Genomic DNA, 26,664 nt, shown 5'->3' on the forward strand with positions numbered 1-26,664 from the left:
AAAATGGTTTCAGAAAGAAGGAACTAAAATGACAACATTATTTTCAAAAATCAAAGAAGTCACAGAACTTTCTGCTATTTCAGGCCATGAAGCACCTGTTCGTAACTATCTTCGTGAAAAATTAACACCTCACGTTGACGAAGTTGTAACGGATGGCTTGGGAGGCATTTTTGGTGTCAAACATTCAACAGCAGCAGATGCTCCTCGTGTCCTTGTTGCTGCTCATATGGATGAAGTCGGATTTATGGTTAGTGAGATTAAACCAGATGGGACATTCAGAGTTGTAAATATCGGTGGTTGGAATCCAATGGTTGTTAGCAGCCAACGATTTAAACTCTTTACTCGCCAAGGACGTGAAATTCCAGTAATCTCAGGTTCAGTACCCCCACATTTGACTCGAGGAACTGGTGGACCAACTGTACCAGCTATTTCAGATATTGTCTTTGATGGTGGTTTTGCAGATAAGTCAGAGGCTGAAAGCTTTGGAATCCGTCCAGGGGACACAATCGTACCAGACAGTACAGCCATTCTAACAGCCAATGAAAAGAATGTGATTTCAAAATCTTGGGATAATCGTTATGGTGTCCTCATGGTTAGTGAACTAGCAGGAGCCTTATCAGATCAAAAATTGAATAATGAACTCTATCTTGGTGCCAACGTCCAAGAAGAAGTTGGTCTTAGAGGAGCTCAAGTTTCAACCACTAAATTAGATCCAGAAGTCTTTCTAGCTGTAGACTGTTCACCTGCTGGTGATGTTTACGGTGGTCAAGGCAAGATTGGGGATGGAACCTTGATTCGTTTCTACGACCCAGGTCACTTGCTTCTTCCAGGTATGAAGGACTTCCTTTTGACAACGGCTGAAGAAGCTGGAATCAAATACCAATATTACTGTGGTAAAGGTGGAACCGATGCTGGGGCAGCTCATCTGAAAAATGGTGGTGTTCCATCCACAACAATCGGTGTTTGCGCTCGCTATATTCACTCTCACCAAACACTCTACGCTATGGATGATTTCCTTGAAGCACAAGCCTTCTTACAAGCCTTAGTTAAAAAATTGGATCGTTCTACAGTAGATTTAATCAAAAATTATTAAACAGAAAAGATGGAGGTGATAGGGATGGAAGAACCAAACCTAGAAACCTTGATACGGGATCTTTACAATAATGCCCGTCAAAACCTGAGTGAAGATCTAGTGAATGCACTGCTAGAGACTGCTAAGAAATTACCTAGCACCAATGAGCGCTTGCTAGCAGTCCGACTTTCAGGGCTAGTCACACTTGAACTACTCAAAAATCCCAAGCATCCAGCGCCAGAGTTAGTCAATTTGGCCCGCTTTATCAAAAAGGAAGAAGCGAGATACAGGGGTGCAGCCGCATCTTCCTTTATGATTGGAGAGCTATTTAAAATGCTTTGATTCGAAAGAATCAAAGCATTTTTTTTCGTTTTAAATTTGTTCAGCCAAAACCTTTTCAGCTAGGTTCATAGCGTGGTCTGACACACGAGTATAGTGTGAAATGATATCGATAAAGTTGACACCTGCTTGGGTAGAACATTCACCGTTATTAAGACGTTTAATGTGAGTCTTACGAAGTACACGTTCCATTTTATTGATCGCTTCGTGGCGGTCGATAAGAGATTTAGCTTTTTCGAGATTGTTATTTTCGACACTATCTAGAGCATCTTTAACGAAATGACTAGTTTCATGATAGATTTCTTCTAATTCTGCCAGAGCAGCCTTAGAAAATTGTACGTTTTTACGTTGAAGATAGTCGTTGAGATTTAAAAGGGCTTCCGCGTGATCACCAATACGTTCCAAGTCTCGTGAAGAATCGAGTATATTGGTTAAGACTTCACTTTCTTTTTGGCTCAAGGCCTCACTGGATAGACTGATGAGGTAACGCGTTAATTTCTCATCAATCGTATTGATGGCTTCTTCTGTTTTATGACCCTTTTCTGCCACTTTTTCTTCAGAGTTGATAATGTAGTCGTAAGAGAGGTCAAAAGCTTTGGCAGCGTAATTTCCCAAGTGTAAGAGTTCTTTTTTGGCATTTCCGAGGGCGATAGATGGGGCCTGCTTGATTAATTGTGGATCAAGATAAAGAGGCTCGTATTTGACAACTTCATCTTCACCAGGGATGAGTTTGGTAACTAGATAAGCGAGAGCCCCGATAAATGGGAATTGGATAATAGTATTGGTAATATTAAAGGTTCCGTGTGCGAAGGCAATAGTCATCTCTGGAGCCAAGTTTAGTGTTACTTCAAACCATTGAATCAAGGCTGTAAAAGGAACTAGGAAAATCATACAGATAACGGTTCCGATGACATTGAAAGCTACATGGGCTCCAGCTACACGTTTGGCAGCGATATTAGCACCCAAGGAAGCGATAATAGCAGTGATGGTTGTTCCAATGTTATCTCCAAAGAGAACTGGTAGTGCACCCTGAAGGTCAATCAGATTGCTAGCGTAGAGATTTTGTAGAATCCCGATGGTCGCTGAGGAGGCTTGAATCAGAAGGGTTAAACCTGTTCCGACAAGAACACCCAAGATGGGATTCTTACTAAGTTCAATCATATAATCCTTAAAGACTTGTAAATCTTTCAAAGGCTCCATGGCGCCACTCATAAGATTGAGGGCGAAGAAGATACCACCAACCCCAAAGAGGATTCGTCCGATATTATTAATTGTGCGATTTTTAGTAAAGAAGAGACAAAGCGCACCGGCAAAGAGCATTGGCAGAGCATAGTCTCCCAACTTAAAACCAATGATGAAGGATGTCACAGTAGTTCCGATATTTGCCCCCATGACAATTCCTATGGCCTGACGTAAAGTCAAGAGTCCCGCACTGACGAGTCCAACTGTTATGACTGTTACGCCCGAACTAGACTGAATGAGTGCAGTCATACCGATCCCTACCAGGACACCAAAGAAAGGGTTACTGGTATATTTATCGATATAGTAGCGAAGGCGATCTCCAGCAGCCTGTTGAAGTCCGTCTCCCATGGTCTTGATACTATATAAAAATAGCCCTAGACCACCTAAAAAGTGAAATACAATTTCCTGCCAATTAATGGACATTTCTTTTTCCTCCGAAAGATAATCACGGAATCTCTCCTACTCTATTTTAAAGGATAAAAGGAAATCTAACAAGTATAAAATGAAAATTTTAAAAATAATGAAAGATTTGTGATGAGTTTGAAAACTTTCTGCGAATATCAGCGATAGTAAACGGGTGTGGTATAGTAAAATAGTGACAGTAAAGAATTGTAAAAGTTTGAGGTTTTGCTATCTCTTTTGTTGATTTTGTGATATAATTAACACGTATAAAAAATTAAGGAGTCTTTCAAAATGGCAAAATTGACTGTTAAAGACGTTGAATTGAAGGGGAAAAAAGTTCTCGTTCGTGTTGATTTCAACGTTCCTGTAAAAGACGGGGTTATCACTAACGATAACCGTATCACTGCGGCTCTTCCAACTATCAAGTATATCCTTGAACAAGGTGGACGTGCGGTTCTTTTCTCTCACCTTGGACGTGTTAAGGAAGAAGCAGATAAAGAAGGTAAATCTCTTGCACCAGTAGCTGCTGATTTGGCTGCTAAATTGGGTCAAGAAGTAAAATTCATCCCAGGAGTGACTCGTGGTGCTGAATTGGAAGCAGCAGTTAATGCTCTTGAAGATGGACAAGTTCTTTTGGTTGAAAACACTCGTTTCGAAGATGTTGACGGCAAGAAAGAATCTAAAAACGATCCTGAACTTGGTAAATACTGGGCATCTCTTGGAGATGGTATCTTTGTAAATGATGCATTCGGTACAGCTCACCGTGCACACGCATCTAACGTAGGTATCTCAGCAAACGTTGATAAAGCAGTTGCTGGTTTCCTTCTTGAAAACGAAATTGCCTACATCAAAGAAGCAGTTGAAGCTCCAGAACGTCCATTTGTAGCTATCCTTGGTGGATCTAAAGTATCTGATAAGATTGGTGTTATCGAAAACCTTCTTGCCAAAGCTGATAAAGTTCTTATCGGTGGTGGTATGACTTACACATTTTACAAAGCTCAAGGTATCGAAATCGGTAACTCACTTGTAGAAGAAGATAAATTGGATGTAGCGAAAGCTCTTCTTGAAAAAGCAAACGGTAAATTGATCTTGCCAGTTGACTCAAAAGAAGCAAACGCATTTGCTGACTATACTGAAGTGAAAGACACTGAAGGTGAAGCAGTAGACCCAGGATTCCTTGGTCTTGATATCGGACCTAAATCAATTGCTGAATTCGATAAAGCCTTGACTGGTGCGAAAACAGTTGTATGGAACGGACCAATGGGTGTGTTTGAAAACCCTGACTTCCAAGCTGGTACAATCGGTGTTATGGACGCTATCGTAAAACAACCTGGCGTTAAATCAATCATCGGTGGTGGTGACTCAGCTGCTGCAGCTATCAACCTTGGTCGTGCAGACAAATTCTCATGGATTTCTACTGGTGGTGGTGCATCTATGGAACTCCTTGAAGGTAAAGAACTTCCAGGATTGGCTGCTCTTACAGACAAATAAGAATATAAAAAAAGGAGAACTTCGGTTCTCCTTTTTTTTGCACACTCTGGTGAGATATTTAGAAGTAGAGGGATAATTGGACAGAATCCAAAAAAAACAGTAAAATAGAGGAATACGAATCATTATGAAATTTGAGGGTGATATCATGAAAAAGGGAGAAAAGCAAGACAAGACATCTATTTGTGGCATTATCAATGTAACTCCAGATTCATTCTCCGACGGTGGGAAGTATTTTTCAGTGGAGCATGCTCTTGAGCAGGCCCGTAGGTTAGTGTCAGATGGTGCAACAATGTTAGACATTGGCGGAGAATCTACTCGACCTGGAAGTAGCTATGTTGAGATAGAGGAAGAAATCCAACGTGTGGTTCCTGTCATTCAAGCCATTCGTCAAGAAAGTGATATTTTGATTTCGATTGATACGTGGAAAAGTCAGGTAGCAGAGGCTGCCTTGGCTGCTGGTGCAAATGTGGTCAATGATATTACAGGCCTCATGGGTGATGAGAAAATGGCAGACGTTGTTGCAAAAGCAGGAGCTCAGGTTATCATTATGTTTAATCCTGTTATGGTTCGTCCGCAACATCCAAGTTCACGCATCTTCCCTCATTTTGGCTTTGGAGAATCATTTACAAAGGAAGAACTTGTAACGTTTGAGAAGTTGTCTATAGAAAAATTAATGCAAGCTTTCTTTGATTGTGCTCTAAGAAGAGCGGAGAAAGCAGGAATTTCGAAAGAAAACATCATGCTTGATCCTGGAATTGGCTTTGGCTTGACCAAAAAAGAAAATCTGCTTCTCCTTCGTGACCTTGACAAGTTGCACGATATGGGCTATCCCATCTTTCTGGGAGTTTCTCGCAAGCGCTTTGTTATCAATATCCTTGAAGAAAATGGTTTTGAGGTTAATCCTGAAACTGAAGATGGTTTTCGCAATCGGGATATAGCCTCAGCCCTTGTGACCAGTATTGCTGCTAGACAAGGTGTAGAAGTAGTGCGTGTGCACGATGTAGCTAGTCACAAGATGGCAGTGGAAATTGCATCTGCCATTTGTCTTGCAGATGATGCGGAAAATTTGGATTTGAAACAGTATAGATAATATGAAGAAAATCGAAAACAGTCAGTGGATTGCTAACTATCGAACGGACCACCCGCATTTTGGTTTGGAGAGAATGGTGGAGTTATTGGACTTACGTGGCAATCCTCATCTTAAAATCAAAGTTATTCACATCGGAGGAACCAATGGTAAGGGCTCTACCATAGCTTTTTTGAAAAATATGTTAGAAGAGTTGGGGTTGAGGGTTGGTGTCTTTAGTTCACCCTATCTGATTCATTATACGGATCAAATCGCCATTAACGGAGAATCCATCCCAGAAGCAAGATTAGAGTCCTTGATGGTGAATTATCGTTTATTACTTGAAGGGGAGCACGCTCCTGCCTTACAAGGAACGACAGAATTCGAGATTATGACTGCCATTGCCTATGACTATTTTGCCTCTGAAAAAGTAGATGTGTCGATTATGGAAGTCGGTATGGGCGGACTCTTGGATAGTACTAATGTTTGTCAGCCAATCCTGACAGGGATTACTACTATTGGCCTAGATCATGTAGCGCTTCTGGGGAACACTCTAGAAGCTATCGCGGAGCAAAAAGCGGGTATTATCAAACAGGGGATTCCTTTGGTGACCGGTCACATTGACCCAGAAGCTTTAGCTGTTATCGACCGTGTAGCAGCGAGAAAAGATGCTCCTAGAATCATCTACGGGAAAGATTATCAAGTCAGTCATCAAGTGAGTGTGGGAACGGGCGAAGTCTTTGACTATACAAGCCCACTTAGACAAGGTCGCTTCCAGACAGGTCTGCTTGGTTTGCACCAGGTTGAGAATGCTGGGATGGCACTTGCCTTGTTGGATACCTTTTGTCAAGAGACTGGGCGAGAATTGCCAGAAAATGATATAGTGGCTCAAGCCTTAGAGGGAACAAGTTGGCCTGGACGTTTGGAAATTGTTTCTAGGGAACCCTTGATGATTTTGGATGGGGCCCACAATCCCCATGCCATCAAGGCTTTGTTAGCTACTCTGGAAGAACGATTTACTGATTATCATAAGGAAATCCTCTTTACTTGCATTAAAACCAAAGCTTTAGAGGATATGTTGGACTTGTTGAAAACAGTTCCAGATGCGAAGCTTACTCTAACACATTTTGACGATAGTCGGGCGACGGATGAGGATATGTTAAAAGCAACCGCTCATTCTAGAAATCTTAACTACCAAGGTTGGCAGGAATTTCTAGATCAACAATTAACAGAAGATGAAGAGAAAAAAACAGTTAGGATTATCACGGGCTCCTTGTATTTTTTGAGCCAGGTGAGAGCCTATCTGATGGAGAGGAAATTTAGAGATGGATACACAAAAGATTGAAACAGCTGTGCAAATGATTATTGAGGCTGTCGGTGAAGATATCAACCGTGAAGGTTTGCAGGAAACGCCTGCCCGTGTAGCGCGTATGTACCAAGAGATTTTTTCAGGTCTTGGTCAAACTGCAGAGGAACACTTGTCAAAATCCTTTGAGATTATTGATGACAATATGGTAGTAGAAAAGGATATCTTTTTCCATACCATGTGTGAACACCACTTCTTGCCATTTTATGGGAAAGCGCATATTGCCTACATTCCAGATGGACGTGTGGCAGGCTTGTCCAAACTAGCACGCACAGTTGAGGTTTATTCTAAAAAGCCACAGATTCAAGAGCGTTTGAATATCGAAGTGGCCGATGCCTTGATGGACTATCTAGGTGCTAAGGGTGCTTTCGTTGTCATTGAGGCAGAACATATGTGTATGAGTATGCGTGGTGTTCGAAAGCCAGGAACTACAACCTTGACAACTGTAGCTCGTGGAGTGTTTGAGACAGATAAGGATCTTAGAGATCAGGCCTACCGTCTTATGGGACTTTAAAAATCCTTTTCAAGCGGATTTCTCAAGAAAGGACTGCTTATGGACCAACTGCATATTAAAGATTTAGAAATTTTCGCCTATCACGGCCTTTTTCCTAGTGAGAAAGAACTGGGACAAAAGTTTGTTATTTCAGCAAGCTTATCCTATGATATGACCAAGGCTGCGAAAGACTTAGATTTGGAGGCTTCTGTCCACTATGGGGATCTTTGCCAGCAGTGGACAGCTTGGGTTCAAGAAGAAACTGAGGATTTGATTGAAACAGTAGCTTATAAACTAGTAGAGCGCACTTTTGAGACCTATCCCCTCGTACAAGAGATTGAGCTGGAGCTTAAAAAACCTTGGGCACCTGTTCATCTACCATTGGATACCTGCTCAGTAACCATCCATCGCCGTAAACAACGAGCCTTTATTGCTCTAGGTAGCAATATGGGGGATAAAACGGCTAATCTCAAGCAAGCTCTTGAAAAAATAAGTACTCGTGGGATTCGTATTCTCAAAGAGTCTAGTGTGATTACAACTGAGCCATGGGGCGGTGTAGAGCAAGATAGTTTTGCTAATCAGGTCATTGAAGTCGAAACTTGGCTGCCGGCTCCAATCTTGTTAGAAACCTTATTGGACATTGAGTCAGAAATGGGACGAGTTAGGGAGGTGCATTGGGGTCCTCGCTTGATTGACCTGGATTTGCTCTTTGTAGAGGACCAAGTTATCTATACAGATGACCTCATATTGCCTCATCCTTATATTGCTGAACGCCTCTTTATCCTAGAGTCAATTCATGAAATAGCTCCACATTTTATCCACCCAGTACTACAGAAGCCAATTCGTTATTTATATCAAGAATTGAAAAAATAAGAAAACTCTAGTTCCCTACATTTACAGGGGACTAGAGTTTTTAAAATAGGTCATTTTCTTCAGGGAGGAGGATGGTTTCCTTGCCGTCCATATCCATAACAAGTACTTCTGGTGGATACAATGGGTCAAAAGGATGATTAAAGTCGAAGTCAATCGTTGTAGGTAGATGCTCACTTGAAAAACGGAAGGTGATAGAGCCTTCATTATTTAAGAGTCGAAATTCCAATTCATCTTCTAGTTCAAAAACATGCTTTAAAAAGTGGTCGATAATATACCAGATTGAGTCGATAACATCATCTGGGAGATTGGTTACTACACCAAAACTAGTACAACGTTGATGCGAATCCGTGAAAGCCATCAATAACTCCTACTTTATTTTTTTATTATCATACTGCAAACTTCCCGAAAAATCAAGAAAAGTCGACTGTTTTAAAAAATTACATAAATTTCTATATTTTTTCAAACATTCCTTTAAAATAACTTGAAAATGCTTACAAATAGTGATAGAATAGAAGTAGTAGAATCATGAAAACAAAATTTTCAACATTAGAAAGGAAACGGTATGAATACAGATGATACAGTTACGATATATGACGTTGCCCGAGAAGCGGGAGTTTCAATGGCGACAGTCAGTCGTGTAGTCAATGGTAATAAGAATGTCAAAGAGAACACTCGTAAAAAGGTTCTAGAGGTTATTGATCGACTCGACTATCGTCCAAATGCAGTCGCTCGTGGTTTGGCAAGCAAACGTACGACAACTGTTGGTGTTGTTATTCCAGATATTACCAACACTTATTTTGCAACTCTTGCAAAAGGGATTGATGACATTGCGGAGATGTACAAGTACAATATCGTTCTTGCTAATAGTGATGAAGATGATGAAAAAGAAGTCGCTGTAGTAAACACACTTTTTTCAAAACAAGTTGACGGTGTTATCTTTATGGGCTATCATTTGACAGAGAAGATTCGTTCAGAATTTTCTCGTTCACGTACCCCTGTCGTCCTTGCGGGAACAGTGGATGTTGAGCACCAACTTCCAAGTGTTAACATTGATTATAAGAATGCTATTGCGGATGCTGTTCGTCATTTATTGAAACGTAACAAAAAAATTGCTTTTGTTAGCGGTCCTTTGGTAGATGATATTAATGGTAAAGTTCGCTTAGCTGGTTACAAGGATGCTTTGAAAGAAGCTGGAGTCAACTATAGTGAAGGTCTTGTATTCGAATCAAAATATCGCTATGATGATGGCTATGCTCTAGCAGAGCGCTTAGTTTCTTCAAAAGCAACTGCAGCTGTTGTAACTGGTGATGAGTTAGCGGCAGGTCTTTTGAATGGCTTGGCAGACCATGGAGTTTCAGTACCAGAAGACTTTGAAGTTATTACTAGTGATGATTCCCAAATTGCTCGTTTTACTCGACCAAATCTGACAACTATCGCACAACCCTTGTATGATCTTGGTGCGATTAGTATGCGTATGTTGACGAAGATTATGCATAAAGAAGAATTGGAGGAACGTGAAGTTCTTCTTCCTCACGGTTTGAAAGTGCGTAAATCAACTCGTAAAGACTAATAAAAAATCCCAGGAAATCAGCTGATTTCCTGGGATTTTTCTTATCCTTCCATATATGTTCGGAGTTGGTCTCCCTTTAGTCCTGCATTAATCGCAATCAGGAGTTTAAGGCGTGCTTTTTGAGCATTTAATTCTTTTACAAAATAAACACCATCATTTTGAAGACAAATACCCCCACCTTCGTAGGCATAGACAGGTTCTGCAATTCCATTGAAACAACGGGAAACAAGTGCAATAGGAAGTCCTGCTTGACAAAGGGATTTCAGTTTTTGAGCAGTTTCTTTTGGGACATTTCCGGCACCAAAAGCCTGTATAATCAATCCATCTAACTGCGCAACTGGAAGTAAGTCAAGAAGTTCATCAGTCATTCCTGTATAAACTGGTATGATAGGAATTAGTCCGTGAATGCTCTCAAGGTCAAAACGAACACGAGGTTCTGCGGTTTTGAAGTAGAGAATTTCATGCTTCATAATCAGTCCAAGTGGGCCATGAGTCGGTGTTTGAAAGGTGCTAACATTTGTAGTATGTGTTTTGGTGACATATTTAGCAGCGTGAATTTCATCGTTCATAACGACTAACACGCCTTTGTCCGCAGCCTTGTCATCGCTAGCCACACGTAAGGCGCTAAGATAATTATAGACGCCATCACTTCCTAGTTCATTGGAAGATCTCATAGCCCCTGTCAGAACGATAGGTATATGAGGCACCTCCATGGTATCGAGAAAATAGGCCGTTTCTTCTAGTGTATCTGTCCCATGAGTAATCACAATCCCATCGTAAGTAACTGCCTCTTGTTTGATCTTTTTGTAAAGAGCTAGCATATGCTTGGGCTTGATGTGCGGGCTTGGTAAATTTAAAAAATCTAAGGAATGTACTTCAATGCCTTCGAGTGGATTAGAGATATGATTCATAGGGTTGTCAGCACTAGTCCTTACAGCTCCAGCTTCATCTGCCTGCATGGAAATAGTACCACCAGTATGTAAAACAAGGATTTTCTTAGTCATGATTCACTCACTTTTTCTGAAATGTGGTATAATCATTGTATCATAAAAGAAAGGAATGAGATAGGATGGAAGTCAAAGCTGTTTTTTTTGATATTGATGGAACGCTTGTAAATGACCGTAAGAGTGTTTTGAAGTCCACTAAAGAAGCTATCAAGATTGTGAAAGAACAAGGGGTGCTTGTTGGGGTTGCAACAGGGCGAGGACCTTTTTTTGTTAAGGATTTGATGGATGAATTGGATCTAGATTTTGCAGTGACCTACAATGGCCAATATATCTTTAACAAAGACCGTGTTCTTTTTGCTAACCCTATTGATAAGAGTAGTCTCAGACAGATCATCACTTATGCCAAGGAAAATCGAAAAGAAATTGCCATGGGGACTAGACAAGATGTTGTCGGCTCTCGGATTATGTCCTTTGGACTCAGCCCGCTTTCACAATTAGTTAGTCATTTCGTTCCTAAATTTTTGACACGTACTGTTAGTCATTCCTTTAATCGTATGGTCAGCAAGGCACTTCCACAGAAGGAAGATGATTTGTTGGACTTAATCAATCAACCAGTTTATCAAGTACTCATGTTGATGACGCCTGAGGAAACAAACCATGCTGCGGAACAATTAAGCCAGCTCAAGTTTACAAGAAGCAACCCTTTTGCAGCTGATATTATCAATCAAGGAAACTCTAAGTTAGAGGGTATCCGTCGTGTCGGAAAAGAGTATGGCTTTGATCTCAATCAAGTCATGGCCTTTGGAGACTCCGATAATGACTTAGAAATGTTGGCTGGAGTTGGGATGTCTGTCGCTATGGGAAATGGAAGTAGTAGTGTCAAAGAAGTTGCCAAACATATCACTACCAGTAACCAAGATGACGGTATTCATAAGGCATTAGAATATTTCGGAGTCTTGGCTTCTGAAAAAGTCTTTGTTAGCCGTGACTATCATTTCAACAAGGTTAAAACCTTCCATCGTATGATGGATGAGCGAACTCAAGAAGAACCTATCGCTTGGGATTTAGAAGGGGCAACCCATCGTGCTGGCTTTAAGATTGAAGAGTTAGTTGAGTTTGTTCGTGCTGCAAGTAATTCTGAGGAGGAATTCCAACAGGGTGTACAGAATTTACACCAGGCACTCGATAAAGCTGCTGAAAAAGTGAGACAATCAACACCAGCAGAAGTTACTCTGGTTGGTCAGGCAGATGCATTGATTGATACACTTTACTTTACTTATGGAAGCTTTGTTTTGATGGGGGTAGACCCAGAGAGAATTTTTGAAATTGTTCATCAAGCCAATATGGGAAAAATCTTCCCAGATGGCAAGGCCCATTTTGATCCGGTGACTCACAAGATTTTGAAACCAGATAACTGGAAAGAAAAATATGCTCCAGAGCCTGCTATTAAAAAGGAGATAGAGCGCCAAATTAAGGCTTATGAACGTCATAAGGAAAGAGAAAATAAAAAATAAAAAGGAGCACATTCGCTCCTTTTTAAATGTAATTATAAAGTTTTATCCTCGTCTCGAACGACGAGAAGGTCAACGCTTGTATGACGTAGGATATATTCTGATGAAGATCCTACAAGCAAACGTTCGAAGGCGTTAAGTCCTGTTGCTCCAACTAATATCAAATCAACATGTTCTTGATCTGGGATTGTTTTAGCCAAAAGAGTTTTAGGATTTCCCATCTCGATGACCGTTTTGACATCTGTCACACCAGCTGCTTTTGCCCGCTCTTCGTATCCAGCCATCAAATCTTTGGCTTCTTGTTGTAATTCTTCATAAACATCAGCATCAAAAGTTGACACGCTTTGAAGGGCACGAGTATCGACTACATGAGCTATAATCAGTTTTGCGTGATTCCGAAGTGCTGAGTGGACTCCTTTGACAAAGGCTAAATCCGCTCCTTTAGATCCATCAACGGCAACCATAATATTTTCATAACGTTGTGACATAATAGAACCTCCTGTACATTTTTCACCTTCATTGTAAATCTTTTCCCTAAAAAAGTAAAGTAAAAAATGATAGGGATACGAGTATACATTGAATTTATAAGTGTGTTTGGTATAATGAAATGAGAAGGATTGCTCAAAGGAGAGATGATGACAAAAATTGCAGTGATTTCGGATATTCACGGGAATACAACAGCTCTAGAAGCAGTAATAGAAGATGCTAAGCAGGCGATGGTGGATGAATATTGGCTTTTGGGAGATATCCTCATGCCTGGTACTGGTCGGAAAAATATTTTAGATCTTTTAGCGACTCTGCCGATTACTGTACGAGTGTTAGGAAACTGGGAAGATAGTCTTTGGAGAGCCCTTCATCGAAAACTAGACGAGACAAGACCGAGTCATCGCTATCTTCTGCGCCAATGCCAGTATATCTTGGAGGAAGTGACTCCAGAAGAGATTGAAGCTCTGCAAGAGTATCCCTTGCAGGTTCACCGTCACATCGGTGAATTGAAAGTAGGAATTACTCATCACTTACCTGATAAAAACTGGGGAAGAGAACTAATTCATCTCGGAAAACAAGAGGATTTTGATCGTTTAGTGACTAATCCTGCTTGCGATATTGCAATTTATGGGCACATTCACCAGCAGTTTTTTCGATATGGAAGCGGTGGGGAGCTTATATTGAATCCAGGTTCAATCGGCCAGCCCTTCTTTTTAGCAGAAAATTTACGAAAAGACTTAAGGGCCCAATATATGATTTTAGAATTTGATGAAAAAGGATTGAAGGATGTAGACTTTCGCCGTGTCGATTATGATGTGGAGGGAGAATTGCAGCTGGCTAGAGACTTGCAATTGCCCTACTATCAAGTATATTATGAAAGTTTAGTCAATGGGATTCACCATACCCATAATCAGGACTTACTGCGTGAAATCGCTCAACAACAAGGCCATGATGAGGAATTAGATGCCTGGCTCCGTGGTAACTCTTGACATTACAACTCTAAGAGATATAATAGAAAGATGAGATAATTGTATGGTTTAAAGGAGGATAATATGCAAGTCCCAAGTCGATTTACCATTGCAATCCATATGCTAGTTATCGTTGCCCTCGAAGGCAAGGAAAACAAGATTACCAGTGATTTTCTAGCTAGCAGTGTGGGAGTTAATCCTGTTATTATTCGTAAAACCTTGTCTCAGTTGAAAAAAGCAGAACTCGTTACGGTTGCTCGTGGAACAGGAGGGGCAGAAATTATCAAAAATCTTGAAGATATTAGTCTCTTGGATATCTACCAAGCAGTTGAATGTCTCGGGAAAACGGATCAACTCTTCAACTTTCATGATCATCCAAATCCAAATTGTCCAGTTGGAGCCAATATTCATGGGGTTTTAGATGAGAAATTGCTAAAAATCCAGCAAGCTATGGAAGAAGAATTGAGCCGGACCAGTCTTGCGCGACTAGTGGCAGATACAAAAGCGAGAATTATAGAATAAATTTTAAAATAAGGAACACCTGAATTGCTAAGCTGAAAAGCTTGGTTGTTTAGGTGCTTTTTTCGTTATTAAATATGCTAGGTGTTAGCTGAAGTAACCTGAAAATTTAGCAAGGAATATGGTCTGAATATCAAGAGAAAAACTAAAAATCGTGTTATAATAAATGAATAGAATCGTAAGAAAGAGTGGATGTTTGTTTGATAATTCCTACTTATAATTGGCAATTTTCTCCGCAAGTTGAGGACGCGGATTTTACCAAGATAGCCAAAAGTGCAGGCTTGAGTTCTGAAGTCGCTTGTTTGTTGTTTCAACGAGGAATCAAGGACGAAAGCAGCCTGAAGAAATTTTTAGATCCTTCTTTGGAAGATTTACATGATCCTTATCTATTACATGATATGGATAAGGCAGTGGAACGGATTCGTCAGGCCATCGAACGAGGAGAATTGATTCTGGTCTATGGAGACTATGATGCGGATGGGATGACTTCGGCTTCGATTGTTAAGGAGAGTTTGGAACAATTAGGGGCAGAGTGTCTGATCTATCTCCCTAATCGCTTTACAGATGGTTACGGACCAAATGCTAGTGTTTACAAATATTTTATCGAGCAACAAGGTGTGTCTTTGATTGTGACGGTGGACAATGGAGTTGCCGGGCATGAAGGCATTGATTTGGCCCAGTCTATGGGAGTGGACGTCATTGTGACAGACCACCACTCCATGCCAGAGGTTTTGCCAGATGCCTATGCGATTGTCCATCCTGAACACCAAGAAGCAGATTATCCTTTTAAACATTTAGCAGGTTGTGGAGTTGCTTTTAAACTAGCTTGCGCCCTCTTGGAAGAGGTGCAGGTTGAGTTGCTTGATTTGGTTGCCATTGGAACAATAGCAGATATGGTTAGCTTGACAGATGAAAATCGTATCATGGTTCAATATGGTCTAGAAGTTTTGCGCAATACCCAAAGACTAGGCCTCCAAGAACTTTTTGAAGTTGCAGGGATTTCTAGTAGTGACCTTACAGAAGAAACGGTTGGTTTTCAGTTAGCACCACGTTTAAATGCCCTAGGACGTTTGGATGATCCTAATCCAGCTATTGATTTACTGACTGGTTTTGATGATGAAGAGGTGCATGAGATTGCCCTCATGATTCAAGAAAAGAATGAAGAACGTAAGGAAACCGTTCAAGCCATCTATGAAGAAGCTAAAAGTTTGGTAGATCCTAACAAAAGTGTTCAGGTTTTAGCCAAAGAAGGCTGGAACCCGGGAGTACTTGGAATTGTAGCAGGACGTTTACTAGAAGAACTAGGTCAGACAGTTATTGTTCTGAATATTGAAGATGGTCTTGCCAAGGGAAGCGCGCGGAGTATTGAAGCAGTCGATATCTTTGAAGCTTTGGATCCGCATCGGGAGCTTTTCATCGCATTTGGTGGTCATGCAGGTGCCGCAGGTATGACGCTCGAAGCTGAACAGTTAGATGCCTTGTCAGAAATTTTAGAAACCTATGTAAAAGACAAAGGAATAGACGCAAAGGGTAAGAGTCAATTATATCTAGACGAAGAACTAGATTTGGAAAACTTGAATTTAGATACGGTTAAAAGTTTTGAACGATTAGCTCCTTTTGGGATGGATAATCAAAAACCTATCTTCTATATTCGAGATTTTCAAGTAGAAAACGCTCGTTCTATGGGCGCTGGAGATAGTCATCTAAAGTTGAAAATATCCAAAGGAACTGCGAACTTTGAGGTAGTAGCTTTTGGCCAAGGGGCAAAGGCAACAGAATTTGCGCAGACCAAACAACTGGAGTTAGCAGTCACCCTTTCTGTTAACCAGTGGAATGGACAAACAACCCTCCAGTTGATGATGGTAGATGCTCGTGTAGATGGTGTTCAACTCTTTAATATTCGTAGTAAGAGCGCTGCTCTGCCAGATGGAGTGCCCGTACTTGATTTTTCGGAAGAATTGCCTGATATTACCTCTAGTCCAGCAGTTGTTGTCAAGAATATCCCAGAAGACATCAGGATTCTCAAGGACATTTTCCAGCAACATGATTTCTCAGCTGTTTACTTTAAAAATGATATTGATAAGCCCTACTATTTGACTGGTTATGGTACAAGAGAACAATTCGCTAAGCTTTATAAGACAATCTACCAGTTCCCAGAATTCGATATTCGTTATAAATTAAAAGACCTATCAGCTTATCTTAAAATTGAGCAAATCTTATTAGTGAAGATGATTCAGATTTTTGAAGAACTTGGTTTTGTCTCAATTGAGAATGGTGTGATGAAAGTCAATAAAGGTGCTGCAAAGCGGGATATCGCTGAAAGTCAGATTTATCAAAATCTTAAACAGACTGTTAAAGACCAAGAAATGATGGCACTAGGTACGGTGCAGGAAATCTATGATTTCTTGAAGGGGAAATAAATACAAAGAGGCTGAAGTAATCTATTTTGGCCTCTTTTTGTGATTGCTTTTGCAATTTATGTAGTAAAAATATACAGATTTGTAACATGACTACAACATAACTCTAAAATGATTGACATGTAAATCAGGTATGATTCTCTTGTCAATAAAAAAGTTAAAAACAATCAAAAAAATTTTAGGAGAAAATGATTATGAAAAAAACAGTTGCTAAACTGACTCTTGGTTTAACATCTACAGCTATTTTGGCTACAATTGGGGCTCAAACTGTAAGCGCAGACTCTTACGTTGTTCAAGACGGTGATTCATTTTTTGGTATTGCTGCTACAAGTGGTATGGATCCTTATGTATTAGCTGCTAATAATGGGAAAAGTATTTTTGATACCATCCACCCAGGAGATGTGTTGGAAGTGAGTGGTCCAGTTCAAACTAGCTATTCATACAATGCTCCGGCTTCAGATAATGTTGTCGTAAATACCCCTACAAACTATGGGAACTCTTATCCTGTTGGTCAGTGTACATGGGGTGTGAAAGAAATGGCTCCATGGGCTAGCAACTGGTGGGGAAATGCTAATACTTGGGCAATCTATGCTAGTGCACAAGGTTTTAGGACTGGAACTGTGCCTGTAGTAGGAGCAATTGCTGTTTGGGATGGTGGTGAATACGGACACGTAGCAGTTGTTACAGCTGTTGAGTCAACAACGCGTATTCAAGTTTCTGAATGTAACTATGATGGTAGTGGAACTCAACCAATCGGAAACTATCGTGGATGGTTTAACCCGACAGCATCAAAAGGTACTGTAAGATATATTTATCCAAACTAAAAATACTTAAAAGATTTAGAATTTCTAAATCTTTTTTTATTTCTGAGTAACTTCCCTTATCAGTGGTGAATGAACTCTAGCTAAAATCCTATCTTCATTTTGAAAATTAGTAAAAAAATGGTATAATGAGAGGAAAAGATTCGGATAAAAGTAAATTGAACTTTTAAAAAAAGAGAGTTGTGAAGACTCTACAAACACGTTATAGTAATGCTTCGGAGGAAAAATGACCAATATTAAATTAACAACTCTGGGCGGTGTTCGTGAAAATGGAAAAAACATGTACATCGCAGAAATTAATGACTCAATCTTTGTTTTAGACGCAGGTTTAAAATATCCTGAAAATGAGCAGTTGGGTGTCGATGTCGTTATTCCAAATATGGAATATCTATTTGAAAATAGTGACCGTATTGCAGGTGTCTTTTTAACGCACGGACATGCGGATGCGATTGGAGCTCTTCCTTATCTTTTGTCAGAAGTGAAAGTTCCTGTTTTTGGCTCAGAGTTGACAATTGAGCTTGCTAAGCTTTTTGTTAAAGGAAATGATAGTGCTAAAAAATTCGATGATTTCCATGTTATTGATGAAAATACAGAAATCGACTTTGGCGGTACGGAGGTTTCCTTCTTCCGCACAACTCACTCTATCCCAGAGAGTCTGGGTGTCGTTTTGAAAACATCTGAAGGAAGTATCGTTTATACAGGGGACTTCAAATTTGACCAAACAGCTAGTGAATCATATGCAACTGATTTTGGTCGTTTAGCAGAAATCGGTCGTGAAGGAGTCTTGGCGCTACTAAGTGATTCAGCTAATGCAGACAGTAATATCCAGGTGGCGAGCGAAAGTGAAGTTGGTGATGAAATTACGCAAACTATTTCTGACTGGGATGGGCGTATTATCGTTGCTGCGGTTGCAAGTAACCTTTCTCGTATTCAACAAGTGTTTGATGCGGCTGCAGATACAGGCCGTCGAGTTGTGTTGACTGGTTTTGACGTTGAGAATATCGTTCGCACAGCCATCCGATTGAAAAAGTTGTCTTTAGCAAATGAGAATCTCTTGATTAAGCCAAAAGACATGTCTCGTTTTGAGGACCATGAATTAATCATCCTTGAAACTGGACGTATGGGTGAACCAATTAATGGACTACGTAAGATGTCCATTGGTCGTCACCGCTATGTTGAAATCAAAGATGGGGACTTGGTTTATATCGTCACTACACCATCCATCGCCAAGGAAGCTGTGATGGCACGTGTGGAAAATATGGTCTACCAAGCGGGCGGTGTCGTTAAACTGATTACTCAAAATTTGCGAGTATCCGGACACGGAAATGCGCGTGATCTTCAATTAATGATCAATCTCCTGCAACCTCAGTATCTCTTCCCGATACAAGGAGAGTACCGTGAGTTGGACGCCCATGCCAAGGTTGCAATGGCAGTTGGTATGCTACCAGAACGTATCTTTATCCCTAAGAGAGGGACAACCATGTCTTATGAACATGAGGACTTTGTCCCATCTGGTGCAGTTACAGCAGGCGATGTCTTGATTGACGGGAATGCTATCGGGGATGTTGGGAACGTTGTTCTTCGTGATCGTAAGGTTTTGTCAGAAGATGGCATTTTTATAGTCGCTATTACTGTTAACCGTCGTGAAAAGAAAATCATCTCTAAAGCCCGAGTACATACGCGTGGATTTGTCTATCTCAAGAAGAGTCGTGATATTTTACGTGAAAGTACTGAGTTGGTAAATCAAACGGTTGAAGACTACCTCCAAGGGGAAGATTTTGACTGGGCTGATCTGAAAGGTAAGGTACGTGATAATTTGGCCAAATTCCTTTTTGACCAAACCAAGCGTCGACCAGCCATCCTACCAGTAGTCATGGAAGCAAAATAAGGATTTAATAGCAACAGAGAAAGTCGAGTTTCGGCTTTTTCTTATCTTAAACGAATAAGGAGCAAGTTATGGCAGTAATGAAGATTGAGTATTACTCAGAAGTTTTAGATATGGAGTGGGGGGTAAATGTTCTCTACCCCGATGCGTCTCGGGTAACAGAGCCAGACTCTACAGATATCCCAGTTCTTTATCTCCTTCACGGGATGTCAGGGAACCACAACAGCTGGCTCAAACGGACCAATGTAGAGCGCTTGCTACGACGAACCAATCTAATTGTCGTCCTGCCAAGTACAAATAATGGCTGGTACACAGATACTCAGTATGGCTATAACTACTATACAGCTCTAGCAGAAGAACTACCTAAGGTGCTCAAACGCTTCTTTCCAAATATGACTAACAAGCGTGAAAAGACTTTTATCGCTGGTCTGTCAATGGGAGGTTACGGTTCCTTCAAGTTGGCGCTGTCAACTGATCGTTTCTCTCATGCAGCTAGTTTTTCAGGCGCTCTCAGTTTCGAGGAGTTTTCTCCTGAAAGTCAAAATTTAGGAGCGCGTGATTACTGGCGAGGTGTTTTTGGCAAAATCGATGACTGGGTGAATAGCCCATACTCACTTGAAACCTTCGCTAAAAAGTCAGATAAGAAGACTAAACTCTGGGTTTGGTGTGGTGAACAAGACTATCTCTACTCTGCCAATAATCTTGCAGTCAAAAATCTCAAGAAACTTGGTTTCGATGTGACCTATAGTCATAGTGCGGGTAGCCATGAGTGGTATTACTGGGAAAAACAATTGGAACGTTTTTTGGCTACATTACCAATTGATTTCGTTTTGGAAGAACGTTTATCCTGATTTTAGCTTTCTTTCAGTTTTTTAAAGTAAACTATAGAATCTGTATTCATATGGAGATGCGAATTCCAATTGATATGAAGGCAGATTCTTGTTTTTTGAGAGGAGGTTGAGCATCTTGTTTATTGTTCGATTGTTTTTACGACTAATTTTAGGAATTTGGCGCTTGTTCTGGAGATTGGTGTGGACAGCTCTTGTTCTGATTCTAATTGCTTTAGGGATTTTATGGTATTTGACAGGTGATTTGTCTAAGGCTGTCAACCAAGCGGGGCAGATTGTGCAAACTGGTCAAATTGGTTGGAATCAATGGCAAAATACCGGAGGGCTGCAACACTTAACCCAGACAGATAACCATCAACATTCGGGTGGAAAATGGGAGAAAGCACAAGCGACGATTTACATCGACCCTCAAATGGATTCGACCTTTCAGAAAGCTTATGTAGAAGCCATCTCTAATTGGAATCAGACAGGTGCTTTTAACTTTGTAGTGACCACAGATTCTAGCCAAGCCTCTATTTATGCAACAGAAATGAATGATGGGAAAACTCCTGTAGCTGGCGAAACAGAGAGTCAAACAAATCTGTTGACTGGACGATTTGTGTCAGAAACGGTTCGCTTAAACCACTATTATCTTTCTAACCCGAATTTTGGATATACTTACGCACGTATTGTTCACACAGCTGAGCATGAGTTAGGGCATGCGATTGGTTTGGAACATACCAACGACATATCAGTGATGCAACCTGCAGGATCATTTTATGGGATTCAGGAGAGAGATATTAAAGCTGTACAAGATTTATATGCTGGTAATGATAACTAAAAATAAGAGCTGAGCATTGTAACCATTAATGTTATAATGCTTGTTTTAAAGCTCACTTTTTGTTCGTCCAGCGTCTGTCTTTTTGCTATAATGAAAGTATGAATAACTTGATCAAATCAAAACTGGATCTCTTACCGACCAGCCCCGGTTGTTATATCCATAAAGATAAAAATGGTACGATTATTTACGTAGGGAAGGCTAAAAATCTGCGCAATCGGGTGCGGTCTTACTTCCGTGGTAGTCATGATACTAAGACAGAAGCCTTGGTGTCTGAGATTGTAGATTTTGAGTTTATAGTTACTGAGTCCAATATTGAGGCCTTACTTCTTGAAATTAACCTGATCAAGGAAAATAAGCCTAAATACAATATTATGCTCAAGGACGATAAGTCCTATCCTTTTATCAAAATCACCAATGAGCGTTATCCTCGACTAATCATTACTCGTCAGGTCAAAAAAGACGGAGGTCTCTATTTTGGACCTTATCCGGATGTGGGTGCTGCCAATGAAATCAAACGTCTTTTAGACCGAATTTTTCCTTTCCGCAAGTGTACCAATCCACCATCTAAGGTCTGTTTTTATTACCATATAGGTCAGTGCATGGCTCACACAGTCTGCCACAAGGATGAGGTCTATTTCAAATCCATGGCCCAAGAGGTTTCTGATTTTCTAAAAGGACAGGATGATAAAATCATAAATGACCTCAAGGAAAAGATGAACTCTGCTGCCCAAAGTATGGAATTTGAGCGTGCGGCTGAATACCGAGATCTGATTCAAGCGATTGGAACTCTTCGAACCAAGCAACGAGTTATGGCCAAGGACCTCCAAAATCGTGATGTATTTGGCTACTATGTAGATAAGGGATGGATGTGTGTACAGGTTTTCTTTGTTCGTCAGGGTAAACTGATTGAACGGGATGTCAATCTCTTTCCTTACTACAATGATCCGGATGAAGATTTCCTGACCTATGTTGGGCAGTTTTATCAAGAAAAATCTCACTTGGTACCTAATGAAATCTTGATTCCTCAGGATATTGATGAAGAAGCTGTTAAGGCTTTGGTGGATACCAAAATTCTCAAGCCCCAACGTGGTGAGAAGAAGCAACTGGTCAATCTCGCCATAAAAAATGCTCGTGTCAGTCTGGAGCAGAAGTTTAATCTATTAGAGAAATCAGTTGAAAAGACTCAAGGGGCCATTGAAAATTTAGGACGTCTGCTTAAGATTCCAACACCAGTCCGAATTGAGTCCTTCGACAACTCTAATATCATGGGAACCAGTCCTGTCTCTGCTATGGTAGTTTTTGTCAACGGGAAACCAAGCAAAAAAGATTACCGCAAGTATAAAATCAAGACCGTAGTCGGACCAGACGACTATGCTAGTATGCGTGAGGTCATCCGTAGACGCTATGGGCGCGTCCAGCGTGATGGCTTGACCCCGCCAGATTTGATTGTCATTGATGGAGGACAAGGCCAAGTTAATATTGCCAAACAGGTCATTCAAGAAGAGTTGGGGTTGGATATTCCAATCGCAGGTTTGCAGAAGAATGATAAGCACCAAACTCATGAATTGCTTTTTGGAGACCCACTTGAGGTGGTAGAGTTGTCTCGCAATTCTCAAGAATTTTTCCTCCTACAACGCATTCAGGATGAAGTTCACCGTTTTGCAATCACCTTCCATCGTCAACTTCGTTCTAAAAATTCCTTCTCTTCTCAATTAGATGGGATTGAGGGATTGGGTCCAAAACGCAAGCAGAATTTGATGAAATATTTCAAATCTCTGACAAAAATCAAGGAAGCTAGTGTGAACGAGATTGTCTCAGTTGGCATACCAAGAGCAGTGGCAGAGGCTGTTCACGAACACTTGAATCCAGAAGTAGAAAGATTAGCCCAGGTAGCCGAGAAATCTGCTGACTATAAATAATAAAGAAGCAGTAGAATGATTTTACTTTAGTGAGTGCAAGATAGGCCGAATTGTGGTAAAATAGATAAGATATGACAAGAGAATTTCATCATGTGACGGTCATGCTCCATGAGACTATTGATATGCTTGATGTGAAGCCTGATGGGGTTTACGTTGATGCGACCTTGGGAGGAGCAGGACATAGCGAGTATTTGTTAAGTAAGTTAAGCGAGAAGGGGCATTTGTATGCTTTTGACCAGGATCAAAATGCCATTGAAAATGCGCAAAAACGTTTGGCTCCCTATATTGAAAAGGGAATGGTCACCTTCATCAAGGATAATTTCCGTCATTTGAAGGACCGCTTACATGACTTAAGTGTGACTGAAATTGATGGAATTTGTTATGATTTAGGTGTGTCAAGCCCGCAGTTGGATCAGCGTGAACGTGGTTTTTCCTATAAGAAGGATGCTCCACTCGATATGCGCATGAATCAGGAAGCTAGTTTGACTGCTTATGAAGTTGTCAATCATTATGACTATCATGAATTGGTTCGAATCTTTTTCAAATATGGAGAGGACAAGTTTTCCAAACAGATTGCTCGAAAAATTGAACAGGCGCGTGAACAGAAACCGATTGAGACCACGACGGAATTGGCAGAGATTATTAAATCTGCCAAACCGGCAAAGGAGCTCAAGAAAAAAGGCCACCCAGCTAAACAAATTTTCCAAGCTATCCGTATAGAGGTCAATGATGAACTGGGTGCTGCAGATGAATCAATCCAGCAGGCCATAGATCTTTTAGCAATAGGCGGAAGAATCTCAGTCATCACTTTTCATTCGCTGGAAGATCGCTTGACTAAGCAGTTATTTAAGGAAGCTTCTACAGTTGAAGTTCCTAAAGGACTACCTTTCATCCCAGACGATCTCAAGCCAAAGATGGAATTAGTATCTCGGAAGCCGATTTTACCAAGCAAGGAAGAATTGGAAGCCAATAATCGTTCCCACTCAGCCAAGCTACGAGTGGCAAGAAAAATTCACAAGTAAGAGGAAACAATGGCAGAAAACAGAGGAACAACGAGCCAATTGCTACAAGCTCGTATAAAAAAATTTTCACGTGTTGAAAAGGCCTTTTACTTTTCAATTGCCATCACAGCCCTTGTCTTAGCAATTAGTGTAGTCTATATGCAGACAAAACTTTTTCAGGTCCAGAGTGATTTGACAAGAGTCAATGCACAAATTGAAGAAAAAAAGACAGAGCTAGATGATGCCAAACAAGAAGTTAACGAATTGATCCGATCAGAGCGTTTGACCGGAATTGCAGACTCACAAGACTTGCAATTAAATAATGAAAATATTCGATCAGCGGAGTAGTATATGAAAACCTGGAAAGAAAGAATCATACGCTTTGCCATTAAGAATCGTAAAAATCCAGAAGAAAATCGCAGACGAGTGGGAAAGAATTTGAGCCTCTTGGCCGTCTTTCTCTTTGCTGTTTTTTTGGTTAATTTTGCGGTGATTATTGGTACTGGTACAAAGTTTGGTGTTGACTTGGTCAAGGAAGCAGACAGGGTTCACCAAACAACCAAAACGGTTCCTGCTAAAAGAGGAACGATTTATGACCGTAACGGAACACCCATTGCGGAAGATGCAACATCCTATAATGTCTACGCAGTCATTGATAAAGATTATAAGTCTGCTAATGGTAACATTCTATATGTAGAAGAATCACAGTACAATAAAGTTGCAGAGATTTTCCACAAGTATTTGGATATGGAAGAGTCTTATGTCAAGGAACAACTTTCCAAACCAAATCTCAAGCAAGTTTCCTTTGGTGTTAAAGGTAATGGGATTACTTACGCCAACATGATGGCTATTAAAAAGGACTTGGAAACTGCCAAGGTGGAGGGGATTGACTTTACAACAAGTCCCAACAGAAGCTATCCTAATGGACGCTTTGCTTCATCCTTCATCGGTTTAGCCCAACTTCATGAAAACGAAGATGGTTCTAAGAGTCTCGTTGGGACATCCGGTATGGAAAGCTCCCTTAATAATCTACTAGCGGGGACAGATGGTATTCTTACTTATGAAAAAGATCGCTTTGGAAATATCGTACCTGGAACTGAAAAAGCTACCCGTCAAATGGTAGATGGAAAGGATGTATATACCACCTTATCTAGTCCGCTACAATCCTTTATGGAAAGTCAAATGAATATGTTTCAAGAGAAACTTAAAGGAAAGTATGTGTTTGCTACCTTGGTTAGTGCTAAGACAGGGGAGATTTTGGCAACGACTCAGAGACCAACTTTTGATGCGGATACAAAAGAAGGTATTACTGAGGATTTTGTTTGGCGAGACCTTTTATATCAGAGCAATTACGAACCTGGTTCAACCATGAAGGTCATGACCTTAGCTGCTGCTATTGACAATAAAACATTCCCTGGAGGCGAATATTTTAATAGTAGTGAATTAAAGGTTGCTGATGCGACTATCAGAGACTGGGATGTTAATGATGGCTTATCAGCTGGAAGTATAATGACTTACTCACAAGGGTTTGATCACTCAAGTAATGTGGGTATGACCTTGCTCGAACAAAAGATGGGGGATGCTACTTGGTTAGAATACCTTAATCGATTCAAGTTTGGAGTTCCAACTCGTTTTGGAATGCCCGATGAGTATGCGGGACAACTACCTGCAGATAACGTTGTTAATATTGCCATGAGTTCTTTTGGTCAAGGGATTTCTGTTACTCAGACACAAATGCTTCGTGCTTTCACAGCAATTGCGAATGATGGGGTTATGCTAGAACCGAAGTTTATTAGTGCCCTCTATGATCCAAATGATCAGACTGTTCGTAAATCACAAAGAGAGGTTGTAGGGAATCCTGTTTCTAAAGAAGCGGCTAGTTTGACTCGAGAAAATATGATTTTGGTTGGTACAGATCCTGTTTATGGTACGATGTACAATAAACTTACCGGTAAACCAATCGTTACTGTACCAGGTCAGACTGTTTCTGTCAAATCTGGAACAGCTCAAATTGCCGATGAGCAAAACGGAGGATATTTAGTTGGGAAAACCAATTATATCTTTTCTGTAGTAACCATGCATCCTTCTGAAAATCCTGATTTTATTCTTTACGTAGCAGTTCAACAGCCAGAACACTATTCTACACCTTGGTTTGGAGAATTTGCGAACCCTATCTTGGAGCGAGCTTCGGCAATGAAGGAATCTCTCAATCTTCAATCTACAGCTAAGAACTTGGATCAGGTAACATCAACAACTAACTATGCAATGCCTGCGACTAAGGATTATAGTGCTGGAGATTTGGCTGAAGAGCTACGACGTAACCTTGTTCAACCAATTGTTATCGGTTCCGGAACAAAAATTAAAGAAAGTTCAGTATCAGAAGGAACCAATCTAAATGCTAATGAAAAAGTTCTACTACTCTCTGACAAGGTAGAGGAGATGCCTGACTTGTATGGTTGGTCTAAGAAGAATGTTGAAACCTTTGCAAAATGGCTCAATCTCGAGGTAGAATATGAAGGCTCTGGACAAACTGTTACGAAACAAAGTGTTCGTGCCAATACAGCTTTAAAAAACATACAGAAAATAAAAATAACATTAGGAGATTAGA

24 protein-coding genes are annotated in these 26,664 nt (G+C 40.5%); 20 read left to right on the forward strand and 4 right to left on the reverse strand.

Annotated elements, in window-relative coordinates; all coding sequences use genetic code 11:
- Nucleotides 1-28: 28 nt before the first annotated feature.
- Together pepA and HMPREF3237_RS05865 are read left to right on the forward strand one after the other, a co-directional pair.
- Nucleotides 29-1,093 (forward strand): glutamyl aminopeptidase, encoded by a 1,065-nt coding sequence (gene pepA, locus HMPREF3237_RS05860; protein WP_070889143.1) that lies wholly within the window; start codon nucleotides 29-31, stop codon nucleotides 1,091-1,093.
- A 24-nt stretch (nucleotides 1,094-1,117) separates the two neighbouring features.
- Nucleotides 1,118-1,414, forward strand: a complete 297-nt coding sequence (locus tag HMPREF3237_RS05865) for a bacteriocin immunity family protein (protein WP_025168594.1) — start codon at nucleotides 1,118-1,120, stop codon at nucleotides 1,412-1,414.
- 30 nt (nucleotides 1,415-1,444) lie between these two features.
- Here the strand turns inward: HMPREF3237_RS05865 and HMPREF3237_RS05870 are convergent, their stop codons facing one another.
- Complete coding sequence (locus HMPREF3237_RS05870) at nucleotides 1,445-3,076, reverse strand: Na/Pi cotransporter family protein (protein WP_070889144.1); 1,632 nt, start codon at nucleotides 3,074-3,076, stop codon at nucleotides 1,445-1,447.
- A 270-nt stretch (nucleotides 3,077-3,346) separates the two neighbouring features.
- Between HMPREF3237_RS05870 and pgk the strand changes: the two genes are divergently transcribed.
- The 5 genes from pgk (at nucleotide 3,347) to folB (ending at nucleotide 8,344) form a co-directional block, all read left to right on the forward strand.
- Complete coding sequence (gene pgk / locus HMPREF3237_RS05875; RefSeq protein WP_070889145.1) at nucleotides 3,347-4,546, forward strand: phosphoglycerate kinase; 1,200 nt, start codon at nucleotides 3,347-3,349, stop codon at nucleotides 4,544-4,546.
- A 124-nt stretch (nucleotides 4,547-4,670) separates the two neighbouring features.
- Nucleotides 4,671-5,636, forward strand: a complete 966-nt coding sequence (gene folP, locus HMPREF3237_RS05880) for a dihydropteroate synthase (RefSeq protein ID WP_373879056.1) — start codon at nucleotides 4,671-4,673, stop codon at nucleotides 5,634-5,636.
- Between the two features lies 1 nt (nucleotide 5,637).
- The gene (locus HMPREF3237_RS05885; protein ID WP_070889146.1) at nucleotides 5,638-6,957 is read left to right on the forward strand and encodes a bifunctional folylpolyglutamate synthase/dihydrofolate synthase; all 1,320 of its coding nucleotides are present in this window, start codon (nucleotides 5,638-5,640) and stop codon (nucleotides 6,955-6,957) included.
- A complete protein-coding gene (folE, locus tag HMPREF3237_RS05890) occupies nucleotides 6,938-7,492 on the forward strand; it encodes a GTP cyclohydrolase I FolE (protein ID WP_070889147.1) in 555 nt (184 codons plus the stop codon). The genes HMPREF3237_RS05885 and folE overlap by 20 nt, the downstream gene beginning before the upstream one ends.
- Before the next feature lie 39 nt (nucleotides 7,493-7,531).
- Nucleotides 7,532-8,344 (forward strand): dihydroneopterin aldolase, encoded by an 813-nt coding sequence (folB, locus tag HMPREF3237_RS05895; protein WP_070889148.1) that lies wholly within the window; start codon nucleotides 7,532-7,534, stop codon nucleotides 8,342-8,344.
- 40 nt (nucleotides 8,345-8,384) lie between these two features.
- On the opposite strand, the gene HMPREF3237_RS05900 is transcribed toward folB, so the two are convergent.
- A complete protein-coding gene (locus HMPREF3237_RS05900) occupies nucleotides 8,385-8,702 on the reverse strand; it encodes a DUF960 domain-containing protein (RefSeq protein ID WP_006144917.1) in 318 nt (105 codons plus the stop codon).
- A gap of 204 nt (nucleotides 8,703-8,906) precedes the next feature.
- Here HMPREF3237_RS05900 and ccpA point away from each other — a divergent pair, with 204 nt between their 5' ends.
- Complete coding sequence (gene ccpA / locus HMPREF3237_RS05905) at nucleotides 8,907-9,914, forward strand: catabolite control protein A (RefSeq protein ID WP_006144918.1); 1,008 nt, start codon at nucleotides 8,907-8,909, stop codon at nucleotides 9,912-9,914.
- A 41-nt stretch (nucleotides 9,915-9,955) separates the two neighbouring features.
- Here ccpA and HMPREF3237_RS05910 read toward each other — a convergent pair whose 3' ends face one another.
- Entirely contained in the window at nucleotides 9,956-10,918 is a 963-nt protein-coding gene (locus HMPREF3237_RS05910; RefSeq protein ID WP_070889149.1) for an asparaginase, read from the reverse strand.
- A 65-nt stretch (nucleotides 10,919-10,983) separates the two neighbouring features.
- Here HMPREF3237_RS05910 and HMPREF3237_RS05915 point away from each other — a divergent pair, with 65 nt between their 5' ends.
- On the forward strand, nucleotides 10,984-12,375 hold the full coding sequence (locus tag HMPREF3237_RS05915) for a Cof-type HAD-IIB family hydrolase (RefSeq protein WP_070889150.1): 1,392 nt from the start codon (nucleotides 10,984-10,986) through the stop codon (nucleotides 12,373-12,375).
- 32 nt (nucleotides 12,376-12,407) lie between these two features.
- Here the strand turns inward: HMPREF3237_RS05915 and HMPREF3237_RS05920 are convergent, their stop codons facing one another.
- A complete protein-coding gene (locus tag HMPREF3237_RS05920) occupies nucleotides 12,408-12,860 on the reverse strand; it encodes a universal stress protein (protein ID WP_070889151.1) in 453 nt (150 codons plus the stop codon).
- A gap of 147 nt (nucleotides 12,861-13,007) precedes the next feature.
- On the opposite strand from HMPREF3237_RS05920, the gene HMPREF3237_RS05925 reads away from it, so the two are divergent.
- The 11 genes from HMPREF3237_RS05925 (at nucleotide 13,008) to pbp2X (ending at nucleotide 26,663) form a co-directional block, all read left to right on the forward strand.
- Nucleotides 13,008-13,847, forward strand: coding sequence for a metallophosphoesterase family protein (locus HMPREF3237_RS05925; RefSeq protein WP_070889152.1), 840 nt, complete (start codon nucleotides 13,008-13,010; stop codon nucleotides 13,845-13,847).
- Between the two features lie 63 nt (nucleotides 13,848-13,910).
- The gene (locus HMPREF3237_RS05930; RefSeq protein WP_070889153.1) at nucleotides 13,911-14,348 is read left to right on the forward strand and encodes an Rrf2 family transcriptional regulator; all 438 of its coding nucleotides are present in this window, start codon (nucleotides 13,911-13,913) and stop codon (nucleotides 14,346-14,348) included.
- Between the two features lie 197 nt (nucleotides 14,349-14,545).
- Nucleotides 14,546-16,765 (forward strand): single-stranded-DNA-specific exonuclease RecJ, encoded by a 2,220-nt coding sequence (recJ, locus tag HMPREF3237_RS05935; protein WP_070889154.1) that lies wholly within the window; start codon nucleotides 14,546-14,548, stop codon nucleotides 16,763-16,765.
- 191 nt (nucleotides 16,766-16,956) lie between these two features.
- Nucleotides 16,957-17,586, forward strand: a complete 630-nt coding sequence (locus tag HMPREF3237_RS05940) for a COG3942 and LysM peptidoglycan-binding domain-containing protein (RefSeq protein WP_070889155.1) — start codon at nucleotides 16,957-16,959, stop codon at nucleotides 17,584-17,586.
- Nucleotides 17,587-17,809: 223 nt separating this feature from the next.
- Entirely contained in the window at nucleotides 17,810-19,471 is a 1,662-nt protein-coding gene (locus HMPREF3237_RS05945; protein WP_070889156.1) for a ribonuclease J, read from the forward strand.
- Nucleotides 19,472-19,539: 68 nt separating this feature from the next.
- On the forward strand, nucleotides 19,540-20,319 hold the full coding sequence (locus HMPREF3237_RS05950) for an alpha/beta hydrolase (protein ID WP_070889157.1): 780 nt from the start codon (nucleotides 19,540-19,542) through the stop codon (nucleotides 20,317-20,319).
- 112 nt (nucleotides 20,320-20,431) lie between these two features.
- Nucleotides 20,432-21,136, forward strand: coding sequence for a M57 family metalloprotease (locus HMPREF3237_RS05955; RefSeq protein WP_070889539.1), 705 nt, complete (start codon nucleotides 20,432-20,434; stop codon nucleotides 21,134-21,136).
- A gap of 98 nt (nucleotides 21,137-21,234) precedes the next feature.
- Entirely contained in the window at nucleotides 21,235-23,055 is a 1,821-nt protein-coding gene (gene uvrC, locus HMPREF3237_RS05960; protein WP_070889158.1) for an excinuclease ABC subunit UvrC, read from the forward strand.
- A 71-nt stretch (nucleotides 23,056-23,126) separates the two neighbouring features.
- Nucleotides 23,127-24,077, forward strand: a complete 951-nt coding sequence (gene rsmH, locus HMPREF3237_RS05965; RefSeq protein ID WP_070889159.1) for a 16S rRNA (cytosine(1402)-N(4))-methyltransferase RsmH — start codon at nucleotides 23,127-23,129, stop codon at nucleotides 24,075-24,077.
- A gap of 9 nt (nucleotides 24,078-24,086) precedes the next feature.
- The gene (gene ftsL / locus HMPREF3237_RS05970; protein WP_070889160.1) at nucleotides 24,087-24,404 is read left to right on the forward strand and encodes a cell division protein FtsL; all 318 of its coding nucleotides are present in this window, start codon (nucleotides 24,087-24,089) and stop codon (nucleotides 24,402-24,404) included.
- A 3-nt stretch (nucleotides 24,405-24,407) separates the two neighbouring features.
- The gene (pbp2X, locus tag HMPREF3237_RS05975; protein ID WP_070889161.1) at nucleotides 24,408-26,663 is read left to right on the forward strand and encodes a penicillin-binding protein PBP2X; all 2,256 of its coding nucleotides are present in this window, start codon (nucleotides 24,408-24,410) and stop codon (nucleotides 26,661-26,663) included.
- Nucleotide 26,664: the final 1 nt, after the last annotated feature.

This window comes from Streptococcus sp. HMSC34B10, assembly GCF_001839505.1.
In the GTDB taxonomy this organism is placed as follows: Bacteria; Bacillota; Bacilli; order Lactobacillales; family Streptococcaceae; genus Streptococcus; species Streptococcus peroris.

Coding starts and splice junctions, on each gene's coding strand:
- pepA (WP_070889143.1), top strand. CDS start 29: ATGACAACATTATTTTCAAAAATCAAAGAAGTCACAGAACTTTCTGCT.
- HMPREF3237_RS05865 (WP_025168594.1), top strand. CDS start 1,118: ATGGAAGAACCAAACCTAGAAACCTTGATACGGGATCTTTACAATAAT.
- HMPREF3237_RS05870 (WP_070889144.1), bottom strand. CDS start 3,076: ATGTCCATTAATTGGCAGGAAATTGTATTTCACTTTTTAGGTGGTCTA.
- pgk (WP_070889145.1), top strand. CDS start 3,347: ATGGCAAAATTGACTGTTAAAGACGTTGAATTGAAGGGGAAAAAAGTT.
- folP (WP_373879056.1), top strand. CDS start 4,671: ATGAAATTTGAGGGTGATATCATGAAAAAGGGAGAAAAGCAAGACAAG.
- HMPREF3237_RS05885 (WP_070889146.1), top strand. CDS start 5,638: ATGAAGAAAATCGAAAACAGTCAGTGGATTGCTAACTATCGAACGGAC.
- folE (WP_070889147.1), top strand. CDS start 6,938: ATGGATACACAAAAGATTGAAACAGCTGTGCAAATGATTATTGAGGCT.
- folB (WP_070889148.1), top strand. CDS start 7,532: ATGGACCAACTGCATATTAAAGATTTAGAAATTTTCGCCTATCACGGC.
- HMPREF3237_RS05900 (WP_006144917.1), bottom strand. CDS start 8,702: ATGGCTTTCACGGATTCGCATCAACGTTGTACTAGTTTTGGTGTAGTA.
- ccpA (WP_006144918.1), top strand. CDS start 8,907: ATGAATACAGATGATACAGTTACGATATATGACGTTGCCCGAGAAGCG.
- HMPREF3237_RS05910 (WP_070889149.1), bottom strand. CDS start 10,918: ATGACTAAGAAAATCCTTGTTTTACATACTGGTGGTACTATTTCCATG.
- HMPREF3237_RS05915 (WP_070889150.1), top strand. CDS start 10,984: ATGGAAGTCAAAGCTGTTTTTTTTGATATTGATGGAACGCTTGTAAAT.
- HMPREF3237_RS05920 (WP_070889151.1), bottom strand. CDS start 12,860: ATGTCACAACGTTATGAAAATATTATGGTTGCCGTTGATGGATCTAAA.
- HMPREF3237_RS05925 (WP_070889152.1), top strand. CDS start 13,008: ATGACAAAAATTGCAGTGATTTCGGATATTCACGGGAATACAACAGCT.
- HMPREF3237_RS05930 (WP_070889153.1), top strand. CDS start 13,911: ATGCAAGTCCCAAGTCGATTTACCATTGCAATCCATATGCTAGTTATC.
- HMPREF3237_RS05940 (WP_070889155.1), top strand. CDS start 16,957: ATGAAAAAAACAGTTGCTAAACTGACTCTTGGTTTAACATCTACAGCT.
- HMPREF3237_RS05945 (WP_070889156.1), top strand. CDS start 17,810: ATGACCAATATTAAATTAACAACTCTGGGCGGTGTTCGTGAAAATGGA.
- HMPREF3237_RS05950 (WP_070889157.1), top strand. CDS start 19,540: ATGGCAGTAATGAAGATTGAGTATTACTCAGAAGTTTTAGATATGGAG.
- uvrC (WP_070889158.1), top strand. CDS start 21,235: ATGAATAACTTGATCAAATCAAAACTGGATCTCTTACCGACCAGCCCC.
- rsmH (WP_070889159.1), top strand. CDS start 23,127: ATGACAAGAGAATTTCATCATGTGACGGTCATGCTCCATGAGACTATT.
- ftsL (WP_070889160.1), top strand. CDS start 24,087: ATGGCAGAAAACAGAGGAACAACGAGCCAATTGCTACAAGCTCGTATA.
- pbp2X (WP_070889161.1), top strand. CDS start 24,408: ATGAAAACCTGGAAAGAAAGAATCATACGCTTTGCCATTAAGAATCGT.